The organism is Blautia sp. OM07-19 (assembly GCF_003481595.1).
Taxonomy (GTDB): Bacteria; Bacillota; Clostridia; order Lachnospirales; family Lachnospiraceae; genus Blautia_A; species Blautia_A intestinihominis.
This window is the reverse complement of the sequence record NZ_QULA01000008.1, coordinates 1-19602: the sequence shown is the minus strand read 5'-3', so window position 1 is coordinate 19602 and position 19602 is coordinate 1. Positions and strand designations below refer to the sequence as shown.

At 40.4% G+C, this 19602-nt stretch carries 26 protein-coding genes and 2 pseudogenes; 7 read left to right on the top strand and 21 right to left on the bottom strand.

The window, feature by feature from the left end; translation table 11 throughout:
• Positions 1-8: 8 nt before the first annotated feature.
• From mobQ to DXC01_RS07645, 6 genes are all read right to left on the bottom strand, one after another.
• The gene (mobQ, locus tag DXC01_RS07675; protein ID WP_118698652.1) at positions 9-1589 is read right to left on the bottom strand and encodes a MobQ family relaxase; all 1581 of its coding nucleotides are present in this window, start codon (positions 1587-1589) and stop codon (positions 9-11) included.
• A 184-nt stretch (positions 1590-1773) separates the two neighbouring features.
• Complete coding sequence (locus DXC01_RS07670; RefSeq protein WP_004612768.1) at positions 1774-1995, bottom strand: DUF4318 domain-containing protein; 222 nt, start codon at positions 1993-1995, stop codon at positions 1774-1776.
• A gap of 110 nt (positions 1996-2105) precedes the next feature.
• Positions 2106-2486 carry a GNAT family N-acetyltransferase gene (locus tag DXC01_RS07665; protein WP_044987242.1) on the bottom strand — a complete coding sequence of 127 codons (381 nt, stop codon included), beginning with the start codon at positions 2484-2486 and terminating at the stop codon, positions 2106-2108.
• 370 nt (positions 2487-2856) lie between these two features.
• On the bottom strand, positions 2857-3153 hold the full coding sequence (locus DXC01_RS07655) for a DUF3847 domain-containing protein (protein ID WP_116705709.1): 297 nt from the start codon (positions 3151-3153) through the stop codon (positions 2857-2859).
• Positions 3146-3487, bottom strand: a complete 342-nt coding sequence (locus DXC01_RS07650) for a DeoR family transcriptional regulator (RefSeq protein ID WP_116705710.1) — start codon at positions 3485-3487, stop codon at positions 3146-3148. The genes DXC01_RS07655 and DXC01_RS07650 overlap by 8 nt, the downstream gene beginning before the upstream one ends.
• Positions 3484-3672 carry a hypothetical protein gene (locus DXC01_RS07645; RefSeq protein ID WP_002592123.1) on the bottom strand — a complete coding sequence of 63 codons (189 nt, stop codon included), beginning with the start codon at positions 3670-3672 and terminating at the stop codon, positions 3484-3486. Before DXC01_RS07645 ends, DXC01_RS07650 begins: the two co-directional genes overlap by 4 nt.
• Positions 3673-4155: 483 nt before the next feature.
• Between DXC01_RS07645 and DXC01_RS07635 the strand changes: the two genes are divergently transcribed.
• Positions 4156-4962: a helix-turn-helix domain-containing protein gene (locus DXC01_RS07635; protein ID WP_118698651.1), complete on the top strand. Its 807-nt coding sequence runs from the start codon at positions 4156-4158 to the stop codon at positions 4960-4962.
• A gap of 99 nt (positions 4963-5061) precedes the next feature.
• On the opposite strand, the gene DXC01_RS07630 is transcribed toward DXC01_RS07635, so the two are convergent.
• The 11 genes from DXC01_RS07630 to DXC01_RS07580 form a co-directional block, all read right to left on the bottom strand.
• Positions 5062-5628 (bottom strand): CPBP family intramembrane glutamic endopeptidase, encoded by a 567-nt coding sequence (locus DXC01_RS07630; protein WP_118265302.1) that lies wholly within the window; start codon positions 5626-5628, stop codon positions 5062-5064.
• Between the two features lie 47 nt (positions 5629-5675).
• On the bottom strand, positions 5676-6053 hold the full coding sequence (locus tag DXC01_RS07625) for a TnpV protein (protein WP_118265303.1): 378 nt from the start codon (positions 6051-6053) through the stop codon (positions 5676-5678).
• Positions 6054-6453: 400 nt separating this feature from the next.
• A complete protein-coding gene (locus DXC01_RS07620) occupies positions 6454-7668 on the bottom strand; it encodes a site-specific integrase (RefSeq protein WP_044960653.1) in 1215 nt (404 codons plus the stop codon).
• Positions 7669-7772: 104 nt separating this feature from the next.
• Positions 7773-7994, bottom strand: coding sequence for an excisionase (locus DXC01_RS07615; protein WP_243111571.1), 222 nt, complete (start codon positions 7992-7994; stop codon positions 7773-7775).
• Positions 7995-8418: 424 nt separating this feature from the next.
• On the bottom strand, positions 8419-8691 hold the full coding sequence (locus DXC01_RS07610) for a helix-turn-helix domain-containing protein (RefSeq protein ID WP_118698650.1): 273 nt from the start codon (positions 8689-8691) through the stop codon (positions 8419-8421).
• On the bottom strand, positions 8678-9115 hold the full coding sequence (locus DXC01_RS07605; protein WP_005426505.1) for an RNA polymerase sigma factor: 438 nt from the start codon (positions 9113-9115) through the stop codon (positions 8678-8680). Before DXC01_RS07605 ends, DXC01_RS07610 begins: the two co-directional genes overlap by 14 nt.
• A gap of 511 nt (positions 9116-9626) precedes the next feature.
• On the bottom strand, positions 9627-10049 hold the full coding sequence (locus DXC01_RS07600; protein WP_199704986.1) for an RNA polymerase sigma factor: 423 nt from the start codon (positions 10047-10049) through the stop codon (positions 9627-9629).
• Positions 10050-10483: 434 nt separating this feature from the next.
• Complete coding sequence (locus DXC01_RS07595) at positions 10484-11401, bottom strand: sensor histidine kinase (RefSeq protein ID WP_118611846.1); 918 nt, start codon at positions 11399-11401, stop codon at positions 10484-10486.
• Between the two features lie 19 nt (positions 11402-11420).
• The gene (locus tag DXC01_RS07590) at positions 11421-12176 is read right to left on the bottom strand and encodes an ABC transporter permease (protein WP_118698649.1); all 756 of its coding nucleotides are present in this window, start codon (positions 12174-12176) and stop codon (positions 11421-11423) included.
• Positions 12169-13083: an ATP-binding cassette domain-containing protein gene (locus tag DXC01_RS07585; protein ID WP_117962351.1), complete on the bottom strand. Its 915-nt coding sequence runs from the start codon at positions 13081-13083 to the stop codon at positions 12169-12171. The genes DXC01_RS07590 and DXC01_RS07585 overlap by 8 nt, the downstream gene beginning before the upstream one ends.
• A 79-nt stretch (positions 13084-13162) precedes the next feature.
• Positions 13163-13846 (bottom strand): response regulator transcription factor, encoded by a 684-nt coding sequence (locus tag DXC01_RS07580; protein ID WP_005423706.1) that lies wholly within the window; start codon positions 13844-13846, stop codon positions 13163-13165.
• 197 nt (positions 13847-14043) lie between these two features.
• On the opposite strand from DXC01_RS07580, the gene DXC01_RS07575 reads away from it, so the two are divergent.
• Positions 14044-14403: a helix-turn-helix domain-containing protein gene (locus DXC01_RS07575; protein ID WP_044996579.1), complete on the top strand. Its 360-nt coding sequence runs from the start codon at positions 14044-14046 to the stop codon at positions 14401-14403.
• 168 nt (positions 14404-14571) lie between these two features.
• On the opposite strand, the pseudogene DXC01_RS07570 reads toward DXC01_RS07575, so the two are convergent.
• Together DXC01_RS07570 and DXC01_RS07565 are read right to left on the bottom strand one after the other, a co-directional pair.
• Positions 14572-15987, bottom strand: a pseudogene (locus DXC01_RS07570) (relaxase/mobilization nuclease domain-containing protein).
• Between the two features lie 79 nt (positions 15988-16066).
• Entirely contained in the window at positions 16067-16357 is a 291-nt protein-coding gene (locus DXC01_RS07565) for a CD1845 family protein (protein ID WP_118698648.1), read from the bottom strand.
• A 456-nt stretch (positions 16358-16813) separates the two neighbouring features.
• Between DXC01_RS07565 and DXC01_RS07560 the strand changes: the two genes are divergently transcribed.
• A complete protein-coding gene (locus tag DXC01_RS07560) occupies positions 16814-17173 on the top strand; it encodes a helix-turn-helix domain-containing protein (RefSeq protein ID WP_015524620.1) in 360 nt (119 codons plus the stop codon).
• Positions 17174-17236: 63 nt separating this feature from the next.
• On the opposite strand, the gene DXC01_RS07555 is transcribed toward DXC01_RS07560, so the two are convergent.
• The gene (locus DXC01_RS07555; RefSeq protein WP_022214380.1) at positions 17237-17572 is read right to left on the bottom strand and encodes a hypothetical protein; all 336 of its coding nucleotides are present in this window, start codon (positions 17570-17572) and stop codon (positions 17237-17239) included.
• A gap of 171 nt (positions 17573-17743) precedes the next feature.
• Between DXC01_RS07555 and DXC01_RS07550 the strand changes: the two genes are divergently transcribed.
• The 3 genes from DXC01_RS07550 (at position 17744) to DXC01_RS07545 (ending at position 18600) form a co-directional block, all read left to right on the top strand.
• On the top strand, positions 17744-18007 hold the full coding sequence (locus DXC01_RS07550; RefSeq protein ID WP_118045780.1) for a helix-turn-helix domain-containing protein: 264 nt from the start codon (positions 17744-17746) through the stop codon (positions 18005-18007).
• Between the two features lie 94 nt (positions 18008-18101).
• Positions 18102-18275 carry a hypothetical protein gene (locus tag DXC01_RS20270; protein WP_015541274.1) on the top strand — a complete coding sequence of 58 codons (174 nt, stop codon included), beginning with the start codon at positions 18102-18104 and terminating at the stop codon, positions 18273-18275.
• Positions 18262-18600, top strand: a complete 339-nt coding sequence (locus DXC01_RS07545) for a type II toxin-antitoxin system RelE/ParE family toxin (protein ID WP_015541273.1) — start codon at positions 18262-18264, stop codon at positions 18598-18600. The genes DXC01_RS20270 and DXC01_RS07545 overlap by 14 nt, the downstream gene beginning before the upstream one ends.
• Before the next feature lie 53 nt (positions 18601-18653).
• On the opposite strand, the gene DXC01_RS07540 is transcribed toward DXC01_RS07545, so the two are convergent.
• Positions 18654-19013: an MmcQ/YjbR family DNA-binding protein gene (locus tag DXC01_RS07540; protein WP_118045779.1), complete on the bottom strand. Its 360-nt coding sequence runs from the start codon at positions 19011-19013 to the stop codon at positions 18654-18656.
• A 400-nt stretch (positions 19014-19413) separates the two neighbouring features.
• Here DXC01_RS07540 and DXC01_RS20435 point away from each other — a divergent pair.
• Positions 19414-19602: pseudogene (locus DXC01_RS20435) on the top strand (plasmid mobilization relaxosome protein MobC); the annotation flags it as partial.

The following is a 19602-nucleotide window of genomic DNA, read 5'->3' as shown; positions in this document are numbered from 1 at the left end:
AGTGCCTGTTAAAGTTCCATATCCTGTTGTTTGTGTTTCGTCTGTGCCGGGACAGTTCTTTGTGCTTTTTTCTCGTTCGCCTTATCCTGCAAGACTTCTTTGATGGGCTGCTTCTTGGGCGGCTCTTTGCTTTCTTCTGTGCCGGGTGTGGCTTTCCGTACCCAGTAGCGGATGTCCCGCAGCTTCTTCAAGTCCTCCTGTACCTCGGTCAGCGGTGTTTTCAGGGCTGCAATTTCTTCCAGAAGTGTTTCCTGCTCCTCTTGCAGTTCCTTTTGGGTGCTGTCCTTATCGTCCGGGTGCTTGGCAAGGTAGGCGATGGCTTTCTCATACCGGGCAACCTCCGGGTGTTCCTGCTTGAAAGTTTCCTTTGTTTTCTTAAAAAATAGCTTCTGGTACTTTTCATAGACGGGCTTACATTCCTTGCAGTCTATCCGGGCAGAAAGAAGCCCGTCAATCACTTTACTGCGGGTTTCCTTTGGCTTCATCTGGCTGCGGTAGTCGGCAACAGATTTCTCGGAAGATTTCAGAAACGCTTCCAAATCCTCTACGGTGGAAAGCCCCTTTCGCCGGAGATAGGACAATGCTTCGCTGACTGTCTTTAAGTCCTTGGAAGTCCCCCGGTTTTGTCCAGCCCTCGTCCAGTCTTTCCGTTCTTCTTTTCGTATCTCCATATATTTCATCAGTAGATTGGGAAGAAAGACAGCTTCCTCCGCTGCTTTTTGTGCAAGCGGTTCTTTCCGTTTTTCGCCCAGTTCGGTAATCCAGTCTTTGAGGTTTTGGATGAGCTGCCAGATGGACTGCATTAAGCTGTTGGCGGCTTTAATTTCCCGGTTCAGGTTTCCGATATTCGTCTGGATACCTCGCTTTTCCATCTGCCGGACAGCAGCCCCCTCATGGACAGTAGGGACTATATCAAGCCCCTGTCTGGCATAGGAACGCAAGTCCACACGCTCCGGGCGGTTGTTGGCTTCCAGATAGCGGTTCTGGATGACCTCCCATTCATGCCGCCAGATTTCACAATACTTCTGGTCGTTCCAGTCAACGGTATCTTCCTTATGGCTTTTCCATCTGCCGGACGGAAGTTTTATCCGTTCCCCGTTCTCGTCAAGGTCATAAACCTTGCGGCTCTTGCCAAGCCATTTCCCATGTTCGTCCATTGCCCGCATGGTCAGCATGACATGGGCGTGGGGATTGTATCCCGGCGGATGGGGGTCATGGATGGCAAAATCAACAATCATGCCTTTTGAAACAAACTGCTGCTGGCAAAACTCCCGGACAAGGACAGCGTACTGGTCAGGCGGTATCTCTCTGGGGATGGTAAGCACCCACCGCCTTGCAAGCTGGGAGTTCCATTGCTTTTCCACCGCTTCGGCGGCGTTCCATAGGGTATTGCGGTCTGCATACTCCGGCGGGGCATTTGCCGGGAGCAGGATTTCATTGTGGACGATACCACGCTTTTCCGGGTAGTGCTTCACTTCTTGGTCGTATCCACAGAACAGTTTTTCGCCGCTCTGGTAGGCAGCTGCGGCAACCGCAGACTGCTGTTGACTTCGCTGAACAATCGAGATTTCGTTGTGTGGACAGGGCATTTCGTGTCACTCCTTTCTATGCTTGGCAGATGGGGTGGCGTTTTACCACCTCATTTTGGGCAGAAAAAAAGCAGGAGACCTTTTTCAGATTTCCTGCTCGGTGTGCCGCTGTGTAAGCGGCGGGTATTTAGTTGTGAAAGTTCGGGACAAGTTGACCCGATGTGTGTAGAATAACAAATTGGATTTATTTTTCTTTACATTTTATGCCGTAATTTCCCCTACTACCATTTTCGTAGCCCCTATATATTTCATATCTTTTTCCATTTATCTCCACTTCGTCATCGTTAATAAATGTATAAGACTCACCATTTTCTTCACAATACTTTGAAATTGCTTCCATAGTTTTTGCAAGAGTTGGGTAATTGGCACTATCCTCATAAGGAACCCAAAAAGCTTTTTTAAACATATAAAATACCTCCTTCTAATTTGTTAAGTAATCCACGAATTTTCAAATCGTTATAAAATAATAGTATCATACAGCTTCGCAAAAATCCACTTATAATTTCAAATTGTCCCTTACTCTTTTCTATTTATCATGTAAGATTGTAAACTTTTTTGACAACCATTCTTTTCATAAAATTTTTCTGCTTCTGGTTGAGAGCCGAAATATAACATTGTAGGTGTATTATCTTTTGCAAGTTGAAGAAGTTTGCTTCCAATCCCCTGTTTTTGATATTGAGGAAGAACCAGTAACTCTGTAATTGTTCCAAAATAGTAACCATCGGAAAGAATACGCAAGCATCCTACTAGCTTTTTATTGTCATAGGCTGTTATATTTAATGTTTTAGATAATGCCATCCTTGTTTGTTCCACATCATAATTACCTTGCCATACTTGATTGACAAAAGAAATAAACATTGATACATCAAGGTTTTTATCATCTATTTTGTAGTCCATTATTTTTCCTCCAACTACCGATTTGTTGTCATCTTCATTATACTTCATCGCCTATCGAAAAGATAGCATATTTTATGAAACTTGTCGGCTGGGAACAGCTTGCAGCGCAAGGTGTCCCCAGATGGCAAGTCCACAAAAGGGTAGCTGGCGGCAGCCAGCGCAGGGGAAGCGTAGCGTCCCCTGTATGATTTGGAGCAGACCATGACCGCGGAAGCCGACATTCTGTCGGCTGCTGCGGCATTCGCCGAGTGAATATGCAAGCATATTCGTTCGGCTCATTGCTCGCACAAATCACAGCCCTCCGGCGAGGAGCCTTCGGAGAACGCAATGCACCAACCTCTGGGTGGTGTATAATTGCGCCCTTAGTAAACTAAGGGGTTTCCGGCTTCTCCCGTTCCAACAGTTTTTTCAATAGTTCCTGCGTGTCCTGCCTGTGAAAAATGAGTTTCAACAACAGCATGACATCATCATCTGTCAGGCGTTCCGGCTCTTGCAGAAAACTTTCCAGCATACCGCCACGAGTACAGAGCCGGTGTGTCCGTTCTTTTCGGGTAAGCTGCTTTAGCTGGTGCTGCAATGCCTTTTCATCATTAATAGCTTTCCGCAGTTTCTTTTCACTCTTTTCCAACTCCTGGTTGAGCTTTTCCAGCTTTGAGGTATCAGGCAAGGGCAGCGTCCTCCTTTCCCGGTATCAGCACATAAATCCTGTTTGGTTCTCCCACGCCCTGACGCACCCGCATGATAAGTCCGGCGGTTTCCAGTTCATTCAGAGAACGCTTGACCGTCATGGGGCTGCGAGACAGGACTGCGGCAATGCCTGTGATAGGGAAGCAGACAAACAGGATTCCGTTCTCGTCCTCCTGCCCTTTGGATAGCATAGCGTCCAGCATCCGGCAGTACATGACCTTTGCGGTGCTGCTGACTGGAAATCCTGTCAACGCTCTGGGGAATGGCATACAGGGTGGCAATGGTGTGTCTATCGTCATAAATTCAAAATTCATTCGGTATGTTCCTCCTTTTTCTTTGCTCGTTTGGATAAATAACGGGGGCAGTCAACCACAACCGCCCGGAAGCTCTGCCTGCATCCATGCTGGCATTTCCGGCATAACTCGTTGTAAGTGACACGCCCCCGGTCATTGAGGTAAAAGGAAAGCTCATGCTTCCTCTTTTTGCTCATTCTCGGCATATTGCGCTTCCTCCCGTTTTCGTGTATGGTTTCGGGGCGATTTTCGGCAAAATTATGGTCATAGAGCCGCCTAAAATTCCCCGAAGTATCAGCGATAGGGTAGACTGCCCCCCTATCAGATTGTCGTGTTTCGGTATCATTTCGGTGTCAGTTCGCCAGTTCTCCCCGGTGTCGTTCCTCCCCTGAATCTCACAGCGGCGTATCGCTCCCTTTGGTACGCTCGTTTTGGTCAGGGTTCCTCCATATCCCTGCCAAAAGTCATGGCACTACATCGCCGGGGAAGCATATCCCACACAGGCTGGTCATTCGATTGGAATAATCCATCGATGAACTACCTGTATCATAGAACATTTTTGTGCCCTGTGCCGTATGTCCACAAAGTAGGAATTAGAGGTAAAAATCAGAAATTTCCACGATTGCGGAAAGTGTGATATAATCCAGATAAGCGGCAGCAATCAAACCACCGGAAAGGAGCGTGCGCCCATGAAAGGAGCAACAAGCATACAGGAACGCCTTTGGGAACTCCGCAAGGACAAAGGCTTAAATCTGGAAGAATTATCAAAGCTGACGGGCATTTCCAAATCAGCTCTTGGAAATTATGAAAAAGAGGATTATAAAGAAATCAATCATGGCAACCTCATCACGCTGGCAGACTTCTATGGAGTTTCCGTTGATTATCTGCTGTGCCGGACAGAGAACCGGGAGCAGATCAACACGCCATTAACGGAACTGCATTTGAATGATGAGATGGTGGCACTTCTGAAAAGTGGGCGGATTAACAACCGTCTGCTCTGTGAGCTTGCCACTCATAAGGATTTTATCAAGTTTCTTGCAGACATTGAGATTTATGTGGACGGGATTGCCACCATGCAGATTCAAAACCTCAACGCCCTTGTCGATACCGTCCGGCATGAAATCATTGAACGGTATCGCCCCGGCGAAGATGATCTGCACTTGAAAGTGCTGCAAGCCGCCCATATCAGCGATGATGAATATTTCAGCCACATGGTTCTGGATGACCTCAACCTCATTATTCGGGATATTCGGGAAGCCCACAAAAAGGACAGTGAGAGTGCACCCCAGACCACCGTTGCCGATGAACTGAAAGAAAATCTGGAAGCGGTTAAAAATTTCAAGGGCAGTCGGGATGAAAAGCTGGTTGTCCTTTACTGTAAGCAGCTTGGTATCAACTATAAAAATCTGTCAGATGAAGAATTTCGCTGGCTCATTCGTATTCTCAAGAAGTCAAAGAAAATGGGAACGCCTATCAGCCAGAGGAAAAAACGGTAAAGAAAAACCGCTGTTGCATGGTTTGTTGGCTTCCATGTAGCAGCGGTTTGTGCTGTGGTTATTCAGTTGATATTGTATAAAGCGATAAACTGTAAGCTATCAATCGCCACTTAGGCGTGTTTTCCCAATAACAATGTAAAACAACGGTATCATTATAATCATTGCTACTATGATATGTACATATATGAAACTTTGTGTTCCTGTAACAAGAAACAAACTTGTTATTGTATAATTCCATAACCAATGAAACCCTGTGGGCATCCAAATACTCTTTGTAGTGTAAAACATTTCATTGGCAAATATTCCATATAGAAAAGGAAAAATAAACATTACCAGAACAGAAATATTATCGGTATTAAAAATATGTGGTAGTGTAAAAATAAGTGCAGCTATTACGCAACTCAAATACTTATTTTTACATTTTTGCAGCAACAGCCCAAAAATAATTCCTCTAAAAATAACTTCTTCAATAAAGGACACGAAAAAGTAAAATATGAATTTCCCTTTATGATTCATCAACAGTGATAAAAAATCAGTGTCTTGAAGAATTATATTTGATTTGACTGATGAATAAACTATAAACAATACAATGATTGGCATTATAGCTCCAACTGCAAAATTCAGAAAATCTATTTTTCTAAAATATAACCCTATGCTTTTTAACATAACGCACCTTTTAACCTCTGATTTGTCATAATCCTGACACCATACTATTATGAATAAATTATCTCATGCAAAACAATTTCTTCTGCCCGATTGTGGATATTATTGCACCGCCGCACCCATTCCATTTGACGGGTACACTTTAATTCCTCGGTTACGCCCTCGGCAATTTTCATCTGCTCCATGATGGTGTCTAACCGTTCCTGTGCCTGTTCGTTCAGGTCTGAAAGATATGTCCATAACTCCCCAGTCAAGGTCAATGTGTTCGATCGGGCTGGATGGATTTCCCTTAAATATTCCCGGTGCAGCCGTCCATACTTTCCAATGGGGCGGTGTTCTTCCGGCAGTTTCAGGTCTGGGATGTAGTAATCTCCAACAAGGATATAATCAATTCCGTTTTCCGTTATTCTTGGTTTCAATTCGCTCATGTTTTAATCTCCTCATTCTGGCTCATTTTTTTGCAAGTCTGGCTCTCCAGAAATATTGGTAAATCTTTGGTAAATTTGAGACTGAAGCACAAAAAACGCTTAAAAACGGGGCTTATGAGACGATTTGAGACTTTTCATCATGCCCGGTAAATCCTGCCGTGGCAGACAAATAACACACTTATCATTGCTTAAAACTCCTTGAAATGCTGTATTTACGCTGTTTGCAGGCATTTTCCGATAATCTTCAATCCTGTCATTTTCCTGTATATCACAGCATAAATTCGTATATTTTCTTATCCAAATTTAGTAACTTCTTAGTAATAATCAGCCTGGAAAACAGGCTTTCTAAGAACCTTATAATCAGATTATTCTTAATTCTTTTTTCTATTATTTTATCATACTATGCCAGTTTTGCAATCCTATTCATCTCTTCTTTTGCATCAATTAATCCCAGATGCGTATATACATTTAACGTAACCCCTATATCAGAATGTCCCATTAAATATTGGAGTGCTTTCGGATTCATTCCAGCTTTCGCCATATTGGAACAATATGTATGCCTGCATACATGAGGCGTGATCTTTGGCATTTGTTCCTCATGAGTACGATTATACTTTCCTAACGCCCACTGAAAATGTTTTTCCCAATGAAGTGCTACTTCAGGCATATCTTTTTTATCCAGAAATAAGAATCGACTATATCCATCTATAATCGGCTCAACCCTTACTTTTTTACGGTTTTTCACAATCTGTTCAAAACATTCATAAACTTCATCTGTCATCGGTAACATTCGTGTTCCACTTGAAGTTTTGGTATCTTCAATGACGTACTGCATTCCTCTGGTTCTCTGAAGCTGATGATTCACATTGATTTTTCTCTCCTGAAGATCAATATCTTTCACTGTCAATCCACAAAACTCAGAAATACGAAGTCCAGTCTTAAACAAAATAAACATTCCATTATAGTATTTTGAGTAATGGTCATCATTTCGGATAAACTCCAGAAATAACTCTTCCTGTTCTTTTGTAATTGCCTGTCTTGTAACACTGTCATTTACGACAACTGTACATAATTGAAATTCAAAAGGATTCTTGCGCAGTAAATCATCTTCAACTGCCATCTGAAATGCAGGTCTTACAATTCCACGCACACTGTGAATGGAACTGTATCCTCTTCCATCTGCTTGCAGCTTAATAAACCATGCTTTTGCATCCGACAATTTTATTTTATCTATTCTTCTGGTTCCGAATTCTTCTTTTTTTATTATATTGATCACAAAATCATAGTTCGCCTGAGTATTATGACGAACCCCCTTTTTTTGTCCAATATATTTTTGAACCAAATCCAAAACTGTTAAATTTCCTCCGTAAGGTACTATACCATCATGTAAATCTCTTTGGATATTTTTTTCTTTTTCCCTTAGAGCTAAGCATGGTCTGCATCCAGTTGGCAGAGAATCTGTTGGCTCTAATTTCCAACTATACAAAAACTTCTGCTTTCCATAACAATCTGTATATACAAACGCATATCTTCCATCTTTTCTCTGACTTTCTCCGTTTCGTAAAATTCGACCTTTTTTATCTCGTCGTTTTTGGTCACGTTTTGTTTTACCCAAACGTCTTCGCCCCTTTCTACGAAGAAGCCCTAGCACGATATAGGTATTATATCATACCAGGGCTAGCATTTCCACTTTAAAGTGCTAAATTGTTCGTATATTTTTTACAAAGACGTAGTCTGATCCAGAAAGGCCTCAAATTTCTTACGGTTAATCAATGACTTACACCCCACCTGGACTGTAAAGCAACATTCTGAATTTAGATGTTCCGAAATAAACATCCTTATTTTCTTTTCACCTATTCCAAAATATTGCACTGCTTCATCCACCGTAAGCATATATTTTTCCCAAATTGGAATCTTACCTTTTTCAATTTTAATCGCCACTCTTCTCTCCTCCTTTTCTCTTTGGACAAAACATTTTTATCTGCCCATGACAATTTACAATTTTATACACTGTCATCGGCAGATAAAATTACAATACAGGTGGCAGTTCAGTACTCTGCCCACATCGGTTTTGCACCGTCATTAAATATGACCAGATTTTTTCTGGAAGTATCATTATCACAGATATGCTTCGTCGCCCTGTGCAGCTGCTACACATTTTGTCAAATTCTTCTCGCTCCATACCTTTACTTCAATGTTATATTTCAGCATTTCCTCGTATTTACTCCATTAACAGAGCAGATATATCATGGCGGATTTACCTAGTGGCTCTACATATCTTCACGTCCTGTATGTAAAACAATATACAATTTTCAAGGTACAAAAATTCCTGAAGGGGAAAAGGAATCTATATTAAATACTCCCTTTACTGATTACTTTTCCTTACATATGATTTCGTATCAAATCCCAAGGTCTTAGTAATCAGTTTTGCTTCCAGGCGTTGACGCAGAGTTTCATCTACACAATAATGCACCTGTCCAAATTCGTCAAACATTTTTCTGATAGCCAAAACTGTTATGTACCCTTCATAATGCTTCAACACTGCCTGGATTGCCTCAGTATCACCAGTTGATGCTGCCTCAATAACATGGAATGGCAGCAAATCAAATGCGCATTTCTGTTTTTTACTTTTTTTCATTTGCAGATTCCTCCATATTTTTTCTCATCAGTTCCAGTGATCGTCTACGATGCTCATTAATTGTGCTGCGTACAAGATTCATTTCTCTGGCAATGTCTGCATCACTCATATCCATAAAATATGATAATAACACAACATTCCTTTTCTTTTCAGTAAGTGTCTGCAGTGCTTCAGCAATCAATGCATCTTTGACTTCTATGTCGTAACCCAGGACCTGAAAACGATGTGTTTCCATTTCATGCTCATCCATTATAAAAAGTCTGCTCAACTCCTTTTCTGATAATTCTGACAACATCACTTCATACTTCTGGCGATATGCCATATGCTTTTCATAATTAATAACTTCACTTTTCAATGCCAGCTTGCACAGAGAATCAAACTGATGTCTGACTGTCTGCTCATCTTGAAAAGAGGATTGCTCCATAAGAGTTCACCTCCTTCCCCGCCGGTAGGCAATAAGCAAAGTTCTTGCTTCCCCTTCACACATATCCCAAACAGATGAGTGCATTTGTCGGGGTGTGGGAAGAAATTTTTAAAAAATTTCTTAATAAATACGAGAAAATTGTTTTTCCTGTATTTTGAGGTATATAAAAAACGTCCTAATCCTGTTTTGAAACAAGACGTAAGCACTGTGAACAAAAACAGCTTTCTCGTTATATACGGGAATCGGAAAAGCATGGCTATCATGTGGAAGCTCAAAGCTAGCCTTTCTTAAATACGATCAATATCTCACTACAGGCAGCCAATACTGTGACTGCTTTATAGTGATGCTTTCATAATTGTTAAAAACATTTGTTGTCAAGGTTCAGTTTTTTGCTACGAGTTTTATTTTCGTAGCAAGGTGCAGAAGGCTTATGGGAACCTCGGGCCACTGTGACCCGAAGTTCTGTTGCCTTTCATAAGCCTTTTCATTTTTGAGGCAAAAACGGTACGCCTTACAAAAATTTTTTTAAATATTTTTCTAAGTTCTTCAGTCCCCGCTCAATCGCCACACGAACCACCTTTTCATCCGCGCCCTCAGCCCGGGCAATATCCTTTTTTGTCATGCCAAGAATGAAATGAGCATAAATCCGTTTTGCCTGTTTATCAGGCAGACTGGAAATGGCTGCGTGAAGTTCCTGCATGGAAATCTTGCGTTCATACAGTTCATGGGGAGAAAGAGAAACAAATACCGCTTCATGCTCCAGCCCATCATCCCGATCAAGGGAGTAGTAGGCTTTATGGCGGTAGGTACGCAGACGGTAAGCCGCCTCTTTCCGGTCAAATTCCTTGAACATTTCAGCAACTTCCTCTGATACTTCCATAAAACAATCTGATGTATAGAATGGGTAATAGTCCCGCAAATTGATAATAGCCATATAGACCTCCGTTTCGGTTGTTGGTTGACAAGTGACCGAAACGAAACCGGCGGGGAACGGCACCGGGGCTGGACTTCGGGCCAGTATGACCCGAAGTTGTCCCATAAAAACAGAAAAACGCCCGGACGGCATGAAGCCATACGGACGCATGAAATAGAACTGTCGTTTACATGATAATATTTTTCATATAAGTAACCAGAATACCCCGGAGGAGGGGCAAGGCTTTTTTTAACTGATGTAACTCATGGGTATTGTGAATCACTAACGCAGACATGACGGCATCCTCCTACGCCACCATGTTTGTGTTAGAATATTATTTGCACGAAAAATGGCGGCTTTGAAACCGCCATCAAGTTTTTTATGTGAATAAGCAATGTAATACACCTACTTTATAAGCGGTTTTTTTTAACCACCAAAGCAGGCTCATCAGTTTTTTATCCTTTTTGCTTAGGAAAGCACACTACAATTTCAAAAACATTATTATTTAGAGAAGCACTGATAGAACCGCCCATTTTTACTGTTAAATTCTTTGCTATTGTGAGACCCAAACCGGTTGTTTTGCGGGAACGGGATAAATCTGTTGTATAAAAACGATTAAATATTTTGTCTATATCAGATTCATTTATGCTGTCTGTAAAATTCTGAAAAGAAAAATGGTAATTTTCATTATCATCATAAGATGAAAAATGATAATCACTTTTCCCATGTGACAAGGCATTAGAAATGATATTTTCAAAAATTCTGGTTACTGCTTTTTCATCTCCATAAAATGGAAAAGAAATCTCTGCAATACTTAATGCTGGAATTATTTTGCGTTCCTCAAAAGATTTAAAAAAGGAAACTGCAACAGAGCGTAAAACAGCATTTAAATCAAATGTAGTATAAGAAAATTCCATTTCATCAGCTTCTATTCGTGCAAATTCAAACAACTGATTTAGTAACTGATTTAAAACATTCAATCTTTCGTTTATAACAGCTGCTGCATCTAAATCTTCCTCGGACAACTCCGGCGATTGTAGAAGCATTTGGGTATATCCTTGAATAGCAGTCACAGGTGTTCTAAGATCATGAGCTAAATTTGTAATTGTTTCTTTGATTGCCTCATCCTTTTTTTGTAATGAATATACTTGTTTGTGGTAAACTCGAAGCAATTCATTTAAAGCATTTACAAGATCGGTTATATCGGAAGAAGGAAAATCTAATGTCAATTCCGCATGGGTAAATGAATGTAAAAGTGTTTGCAATTTCTGGCTTAACCGGGTTACCTCCCTACGATGAAACAAGTAAAATGATAAAACAATAATAAGAGATAGTGTCACAATGATAGCATATATTTGAAGTACCACACTCATAACATTATCCCTCCCTGCATTATGTAATATCTCTTTTCTTGAAAATTGTTCCTATAACTCCACCAAATATAATCATATAGGCGAAGAAAATGATAATTGCGGTTGGAAGCCATTGAACTGCCATATCTATTCTTGTTTTATTGATATTACTAATTGCCCAAAAAATTGTGATGTTATATCCTAAGCCCAAAATACTTTCCAATCCATGAAGAACCAGATAACCAAAAAATATAAGCAAAGCATTAACTGCCATGCTAACTGAACTGTTTCTTATGAGAAAAACAAGTGAAATTGCGAGCGTTGATACAGCCATATGATATAATGCCTCACAGAATATGTAGGACACTATATTGCTAATGCTTGTAAAAGTAAGACCGCTTATTCCAAAAAAAATTTTATTACATAACAAACCAATTAAAAAGGCAGACACCAAAAAAAAGAATGATACACTCCAGCCAATTACCAATTTTGATAAGAAGTAACTCCATCGTGACAGACCTTTTTCTATATAATGTTTTACAGTCCCTTGACAAAAATCATTTGAGAAATAGTAGCTGCAAAAAATAATCAAAGGGAATACAACCGGGTAATAATTAAAAAAAGAATCCCAGTAATTTGCAGAAACTTCTGTACCTACCAAATATTCCCTCATGCCAATCGTTGCTTTTTGTGCATAAGCACATAAGAATATCCATCCTGTCATCATAAGAAAACATACTTTCAAGACTTTTCCATGTATTGCTTTATAAAAATCAGCTCTAATTAAATTAAGCATTGACTATGCCTCCTCTCATTTTTTCATTAAAGTAATCTTCCAGTGACTCCTTTGTTACAGTACATTCATCAACAGAAATTCCATGATTAACCAGTAAGGAGTTTACAATTCCGGGATTGTCTACATATTCAAAAATCCGAATATTATTATCGGAAAGAATTTCGTAGTTTTTAGTATGGAGATTTTTCTCTATTAAAATAGCGGCCTGTGCAGTATCTGATGCCTTAATTTTTAAACAACATTGACATTTTTCATTTAATTCTTTTGCAGTGATTTCTTCAATCAGCTTGCCATTTTTAATAATGCCGTATTTCGTTGCAATTTTTGACAATTCCCCCAAGATATGACTGGAAATCATAATAGTAATATGTTCTTCCCTATTTAGTTTTAATAAGAAATTCCTCATATCTTGTATTCCAGTCGGATCTAAACCATTAATAGGTTCATCAAGAATCAGAAAATCAGGATTTCCCAACAAGGCAATGCCAATGGCTAAACGCTGTTTCATACCTAATGAAAATTTTTTGACAATTTTATTTTCATATTGTGACAGACCCACCTGCTTTAAAATTTGCTGTACAGATTCTTTGCTTGACAGTCCATATGCTTTTCTAAATACTTCCAAATTTTGTTTTGCGGTTAATTCTGCATAAAGTGCCGGAGATTCAATTACACAACCAATACGATAACGCTCGGTCTGGGGAACAAAATTTCCAAATAGTTCAATAGAGCCTTCTGATGGTTCAACCAAACCTGCAATCATTTTCATTAAAGTAGACTTACCAGCACCATTTTCTCCAATCAAGCCATATATTTCGCCTTTTTTAATAGAAATGGATACTTTATCAACAGCATAATAATTTGTGTATTTTTTAGATACTGTGTTCGTTCTTAATATATATTCCATGATATATCCCTCCTTGTGGTTTTAGTGTAAGGGATAAGTTTAAGTAAATTATTTTCTAAATCTAAGGATTTCATAAAGATTATATGTCCATCTTAAACCCAATTCCCCAAACCGTTTTAATATATGATTTACTATTATCTATTGCAGCAATTTTTTTGCGTAAGTTGCTGATATGAACATTGATAGCATTTTCAGTTCCCTCTAAAGTTTCATTCCATAATTGCTCATAAATCATATCTTTCGTAAATACTTGTTGCGGATGTTCCATAAGCATTTTCAATATAGCAAACTCATTTTTTGTAAGGGGCAATTTTTGATTTTTTAGAGTGGCCTCCATTCCTATTGTATCTAAATTTAAATCGCCACAACATAACAAGGAATTTGATGTATATTGATTTTCATAAATCCGTCGCAAAATCGTTTCAATCCTTGCAAGTAGTTCTTCTATATCGAAGGGTTTCGTTACATAATCATCAGCACCGTTTTTCAATAAGAAAATTTTACTTTTAGAATCTTCTTTTGCAGATAGACCGATTACAGGTACATTTTTTGTTTTCTTTATTTCTGCTAAAACTTGTTCGCCAGAAAGACCGGGAAGCATTAAATCCAAAATAATCAGATTAACTTTTTGCTTTTCAAGAAAAAGAAGGGCTTCTGTTCCTGAATAAGCAGAATATGTTATATAACCATTTTTCCGAAGATATTTAACAAGCATATCATTGATAGCCATATCGTCATCAACTATTAGAATTGTGTAATTCATATAAAATACCTCTCTTTAACATTGATCAATTTGCAGAATATAATTTTATGGCATATTCGTATCAACTTTATCACAATCGTTTGCTATATTCAATCATGTGGCTATCTGACAGCGAAATAAAATACTACTTAACATCAAATTTCATTACATTCTCATAATTCAACCCGAAATGTACAATGATATAGGGTGATATGAGAATGAACCAAGATGAAATCAGGTTTGACTTTCATGGGCTCGGGCTGGCAATCAAACAAGCTAGAGAAGAAAGAGGCTGGACACAGGCCTATGTGGCGGAGCTGGTCGGCAAGACAGACCGCACGATTATGAATATTGAAAATAAGGGACAACATCCCAGCTTCAATTTATTTTTCAAACTCGTTACCATGTTCGATATTTCCGTAGACCAGTTTTTCTACCGGGAAGAACAGCGGGACGAGCACAGTTGCAGAAAGCACATTGATGTACTTCTCAACTCCATGAATGAAAAGGAGCTAGTTGTCATGGAGGCCACAGCCGAAGGGCTCAAGAAAGCCAGAGAAACGGAGGTTCAGAAATAAGAGCCTCTGTTTTTTTGTGCTATTTTGGGGGTGTCGCTAAATGGCAAGCAATGCCTCTGTGACCACAAGTGGCACAAAGGCGGCTTGTTGGGGCTCGCCCCAAACCCGTATCTTCGGGCCAACATGGCCCGAAGTGTCAGCGTCGCTTTGCTCCTTGTTTTCATAATCTCAACGCTCCTTTTCATGCTTTCTGCCCGGCTCGGTGTAGCCCATCAAAGTGTCAATGTTCGCCTTGATCGTGACGATCTCCTGCATATCCCGTCGTGCCTTCTGGTATTCTCCATAGAGCTGTTTTTTCTTTGCTGTGAGCTTGCGGCCTTCCTCCTTCAGCACATCCATTTTAGGGAGCTTCGCCCCGCCCAGCAGAGAGCGCATTTCCGCTTGTGCAGCCCGGTACAGTTCAAGGTCGGCCTCATGCTCCGCAAGGAATTTCCGGCTGTACTTCGTCGCCTTATACTGCTCAAAGACCGGACGGGTTTTGGCATACTGAACCGTTGCGGCCTTTAGCCCGGCATTGGTTTTCATGGCCTGTTCCGTCTGCTTGATCTACTCGGAAATGGCATGGAAACGTTCTGCCGCCTCGGTGGCTTTCTGTGCCAACTGCTCATAATCGGTCAGTCCATTGTCCTGTATATAGGCAAGGGCAGCGGCCATCTGCTTAATGTTAAATACCTTCGCCCAGTGTTCATATCCCGGTCCCTTACCGGCAGCCAGTTTTGCTTGAATATCCACCGCCAGACTGATTTTCCGCTCCGAATGTCCGGGGCGTTTTTCTTTGCCCTCAATGGCGGACAGAACATCTTGCAAGTCGTAGCCGTCCCCCAGCGTGGAGGCACGCAGACGGGTGAAGCGTTCCTGCCCTTGCCCGGTCAGCCGGAAACTGATACCGCCGCCCCGAACCTTCTTGACCTCATACCCGGCCCTCTTCATCAAATTGAGAAATTTGTCCAGATCAGCGGGGTACTCCGCCAGCGCAGTATCAATGGCGAGGCGCAGCCTGTCCTGATAGGAAAGCGGTCCTTTTCGTTCTTTCTGCCATTCTCCATAATTCCGATACTTACCCTTGCTCCGGGGCTTCGGGTTCTCCACGATGGATAGCCCGTTTTCAAGGCACAGCCTGTCAGAGAGCCGACGGAGGGCGAAGCTGGAGCCCCAAAAGTTTCGGAATTTCCGGGTGCAGTCAAGGGTGGTGGAGTTGTAATAAATGTGACAATGGATGTGCTGCTTGTCGGTATGCGTGGTAACGATAAAAGCGTGCCGCCCCTTCGTCCAGCGCATAGCCAACTCATAGCCGATACGGTTCGCCTCCTTCGGGGTGATCTCGCCCGGATAGAAGGATTGTCGTATCTGATAGCACAGCACATCATTTTCTTTTTTCTGTTCCCGGCCCGTCATAGCGGCATAGCTGGCCTTTGCCAAAAGGAACTCGTCCGCCACGGTGGCCGGATCACATTCATAAGCGGAGATATACTTTCCGCTTTCTGTTTTCTCCGGGTCCTTGCCATAGTCCAGACAATCCCGGATTGCCTCAGCAATCGTTTCGCCTTCGCCCGCATGGCGCTGTAACAAAGTTGTGGTAGCCAAAAATCATCCCTCCTTTCCATGAGAAAGGGGCGGCCCATCCAGACCGCCCCAACTTCGGGCCAGTATGGCCCGAGGCTGCTTAACTTGCCAGAAACCGGTACAGAGCGGATTTGCCTCCATCCAGCGTCCAAAGAAGGGAGCCCGCCGCCGCTTGCAGTCCATACGGCGAAAGAAGGAAGGCAAGAAACAGAAATACAATCCCGCCTATGGGCGTCGGCGTGAAAAAGAGAACGACACCCAGCACCACCAGAATCACAGAGGCAATCGTCAGCAGGACGGCACAAATATCAAACAGGAACACCAGCAGAGCCGCCAGAAGGGACAACGCTAAAGCAAAGGGAGCGACCAATATTTTCAGCAGTATCTTCATCTTCAAAACCTCCTTTATCTATCCTTTCTACCTCTATTTTATCATGCCTGCCCGGGGACATAAATGTTGCGAAAGATTAGTAAATCCTGTCCTAAATCTATTTTCAAATAAAAACGGATGGTCTAATGAAATGGGTAGTTTTTAGCCCATCGGACGCTATTTATATCAAAAGATAATATTTTGCCATCATTTTTTGTGGCATATAATTCACTTTTTGAGGTAAAGAAATTTATTTGCTTTTTTGAACTATTTATCTATTTCATCCGTCACGTAATGACGGATATGATACCAGACAATAAAATTCTTAATCTTTCCTATACCTCCGGATCTGTTTTACGGAAATTCAGAATTTTATATGTCTTTTAAAAAGTGAAATATCACCCTCTTTTTTAGTGAAATATTAGTTCATTTTCTTTCAAGAAAGGGAACTATACACTAAACATGGAGGTGTATCATATGCCAAAACAAACAGATAAAGAACTGGGATTGTTTTTTAAGAACGCCCGACACGAGCAAAAATTGACTTATGAAGAATTAGCTGAAAAAGCAGAAATGTCCAGCCGATATTTAAAGGAAATTGAAAATGGGGGCCGAGTTCCCAGTTTTCATAAAATCAGAAAACTGGTACGCGCTTTAAATGTTCCTCCTGAACCATTGTTTTATCCAAACAATCATACAGATAATCTTGATTATCAACGCCTGCTCATGTACCTGTCAAAATGCAACGATGAGCAAATTACCGCTATCCTTGCCATCGTAGAAGCATACCTGCGCACATACAAAATTCCTACAGACCACGATAAACAAGATCCCTGAAATTCATTTGAATTCTATCTGAATTATTCTGAAGAAGCGGTATGGTTTCCCATACCGCCACTCTTAACGTGCATATTTTTCTATCATTCTCTTAACATTCGTGGATTTCTTTATTGCCCCTATATTAATAAGAAACTCAACTACATCCATCATTCCCTGGTAATAAGCCCGCTGCTCCTCTTCATAATGGAAATGTTCTAACTGATCCAGATATTTATTCCAGAAATTCTGCTCACGCTCTGGGATTTTTTCCAGATGTAGTGGCAGCTTCTTTTGTATTTGTTTCAAATTCTTCTCTGCTTCTTTCCATTCTTCCGGCTGTACTGTATATTCTCTTTCTCCGAAGTCACAGCGCAATTCCTCAAATAAATTCGATACTGCTTCATAAAATTCATTCATTTTCTTTCCACCTCTCATTAGAATTATTTCTCATTACAGGCAGCATTATCATTTTCTTATTTCAAAAATCAAATAAACTTTCCAAAAACTTCATCTTTAGAAGTATAGTAACAATATTTTTCCTTAAAATCAATAATAATACTTCATCTTTAGAAACTTTTGAGGATCAGAATGATTATTTATTGGGATAAAAAAACGAACAGTAAAAACAGAATAGGACAACGGGTAAAAGAATTACGAAAGGCTCATAATCTTACTCAGAAAACACTCGCTGCCAAATTACAACTTGCAGGATATGATGTTAATGATCTGGCAATCCTGCGAATTGAACAAGGCACACGTTTCGTTCCCGACTACGAAGTTGTCGCACTGGCCGAAGTATTTAATGTTTCCTGCGAATATCTTCTCGGTCTGACGGACGCTCCTGCAAAATAATTTAATTGTATTGCCTCCAATTATATGCTAAACTATGGATAGATACTTCTGAACAACATACACTATTTATAAACCGTATGATTGGAGTGATTTCATGGAATTAACAAAAAAAGTCCCTACAACCGATAAAAGCCAGGAAAACAATCATCTTCTCCGCATGTTAGACCGGGGAATTGATGATATGGAAGCTGGTCGTGAATTGCCACTGGAAGATGCTTTTCGCAAAATCACAGAATTAAGGGATGCACGAAGAAATGCAAGAATATAGAATTATTTTAACCTGGGAAGCAATTTACGATGTCACAGACATTGCAGATTATATTGAAGAAGAATTCGGCCAGCAACATGCTGACCGTTTTCAATCTGATTTGAAAGAACAAATGCAGAATTTAAGTCAGTTCAGTACTGCCTTTCCCCGAACTCAAATTCTGTACAGAGGATATTCCATACATAAAAGATCTTTTCCGCCATCTATTATTTTTTATATTATAATGGAAGAAACAAAAGAGATTCATATTCTCCGAGTGCTGCGCCATGAACGAGATTGGGAAAATATCCTATTGCAAAGATCAACTTATACATATCCAGAATAAATACCTGGGAGCCGATCAGAGATTTTTCTGAAAGGCTTCCTTTTTAATTTTAATTACTTCCCACTGTCAATTAAATCATAACTCATATCCAGAAAATCCAGTGTCTTAGCTTCACTGACAGAATCATCCAGAAGAATCGTAATCCAGTGCCGCTTATTCATATGATACCCCGGTAAAAATCCATACGTTTGAATAATCATCCCAACCAGATCAGGATCACATTTTACATCTAGGATATTAATTTTTCCATCTTCTTCTAATCCCAGTGTTTTCTTTTCCACTGCCATAATTATAGCATACCATTTTCCATTTTTATGTCGAAGCACCGCAGAATCAGGATCTTTTTTCCATAAATATTCCGGTTCAGTTCCATATTGCTCTTTTACATATTGAAAAATTTCTTCACGTTTCAAATTTATCCCTCACTTACGATTTCTTTCTCTGATTATACGCTATCAGGATTGTATTCTCAACCACTTCTCACAGTTCTATTTATGTTTTATAGCTTTTGCATAGCCTGCTTTGCAGGCTACACCCCAAAAGAAGCAAGCACTGCCAGTGTCATGACAACTGGCTCATTTTGTCAAATTCCCTTTCCGGTTCATTCTACCAAAATGTATCAGGGAGTATCCCTGGCCCTCTCATATTTTATAATTTCTTAATTTGACGCTTTCACCCAGTCCTGTTAAAATAACTTACAGATACATCTGTCCAAACCAACAAAAAACCAAGTACCATAACTGTCATAGCCGAACTGGTTAGACAGTTTTTTTGTACTCTTTTTTATAAAAAAAAACGAATTGGAGGATTTCAATGAGCAAACGTACCAGAATTCATCCCGTACAATTTTATTTGAATGATGACGAACAATACATTTTAGAAGAAAAATATCGTCTTTCCAGGATGAAAAGCAAATCTGCCTTTCTACGGAAAATGATCTTATATGGATTTGTATATGAAGTAGACTACTCTCATATCCGAAAAATGAATACCCTGCTGGGC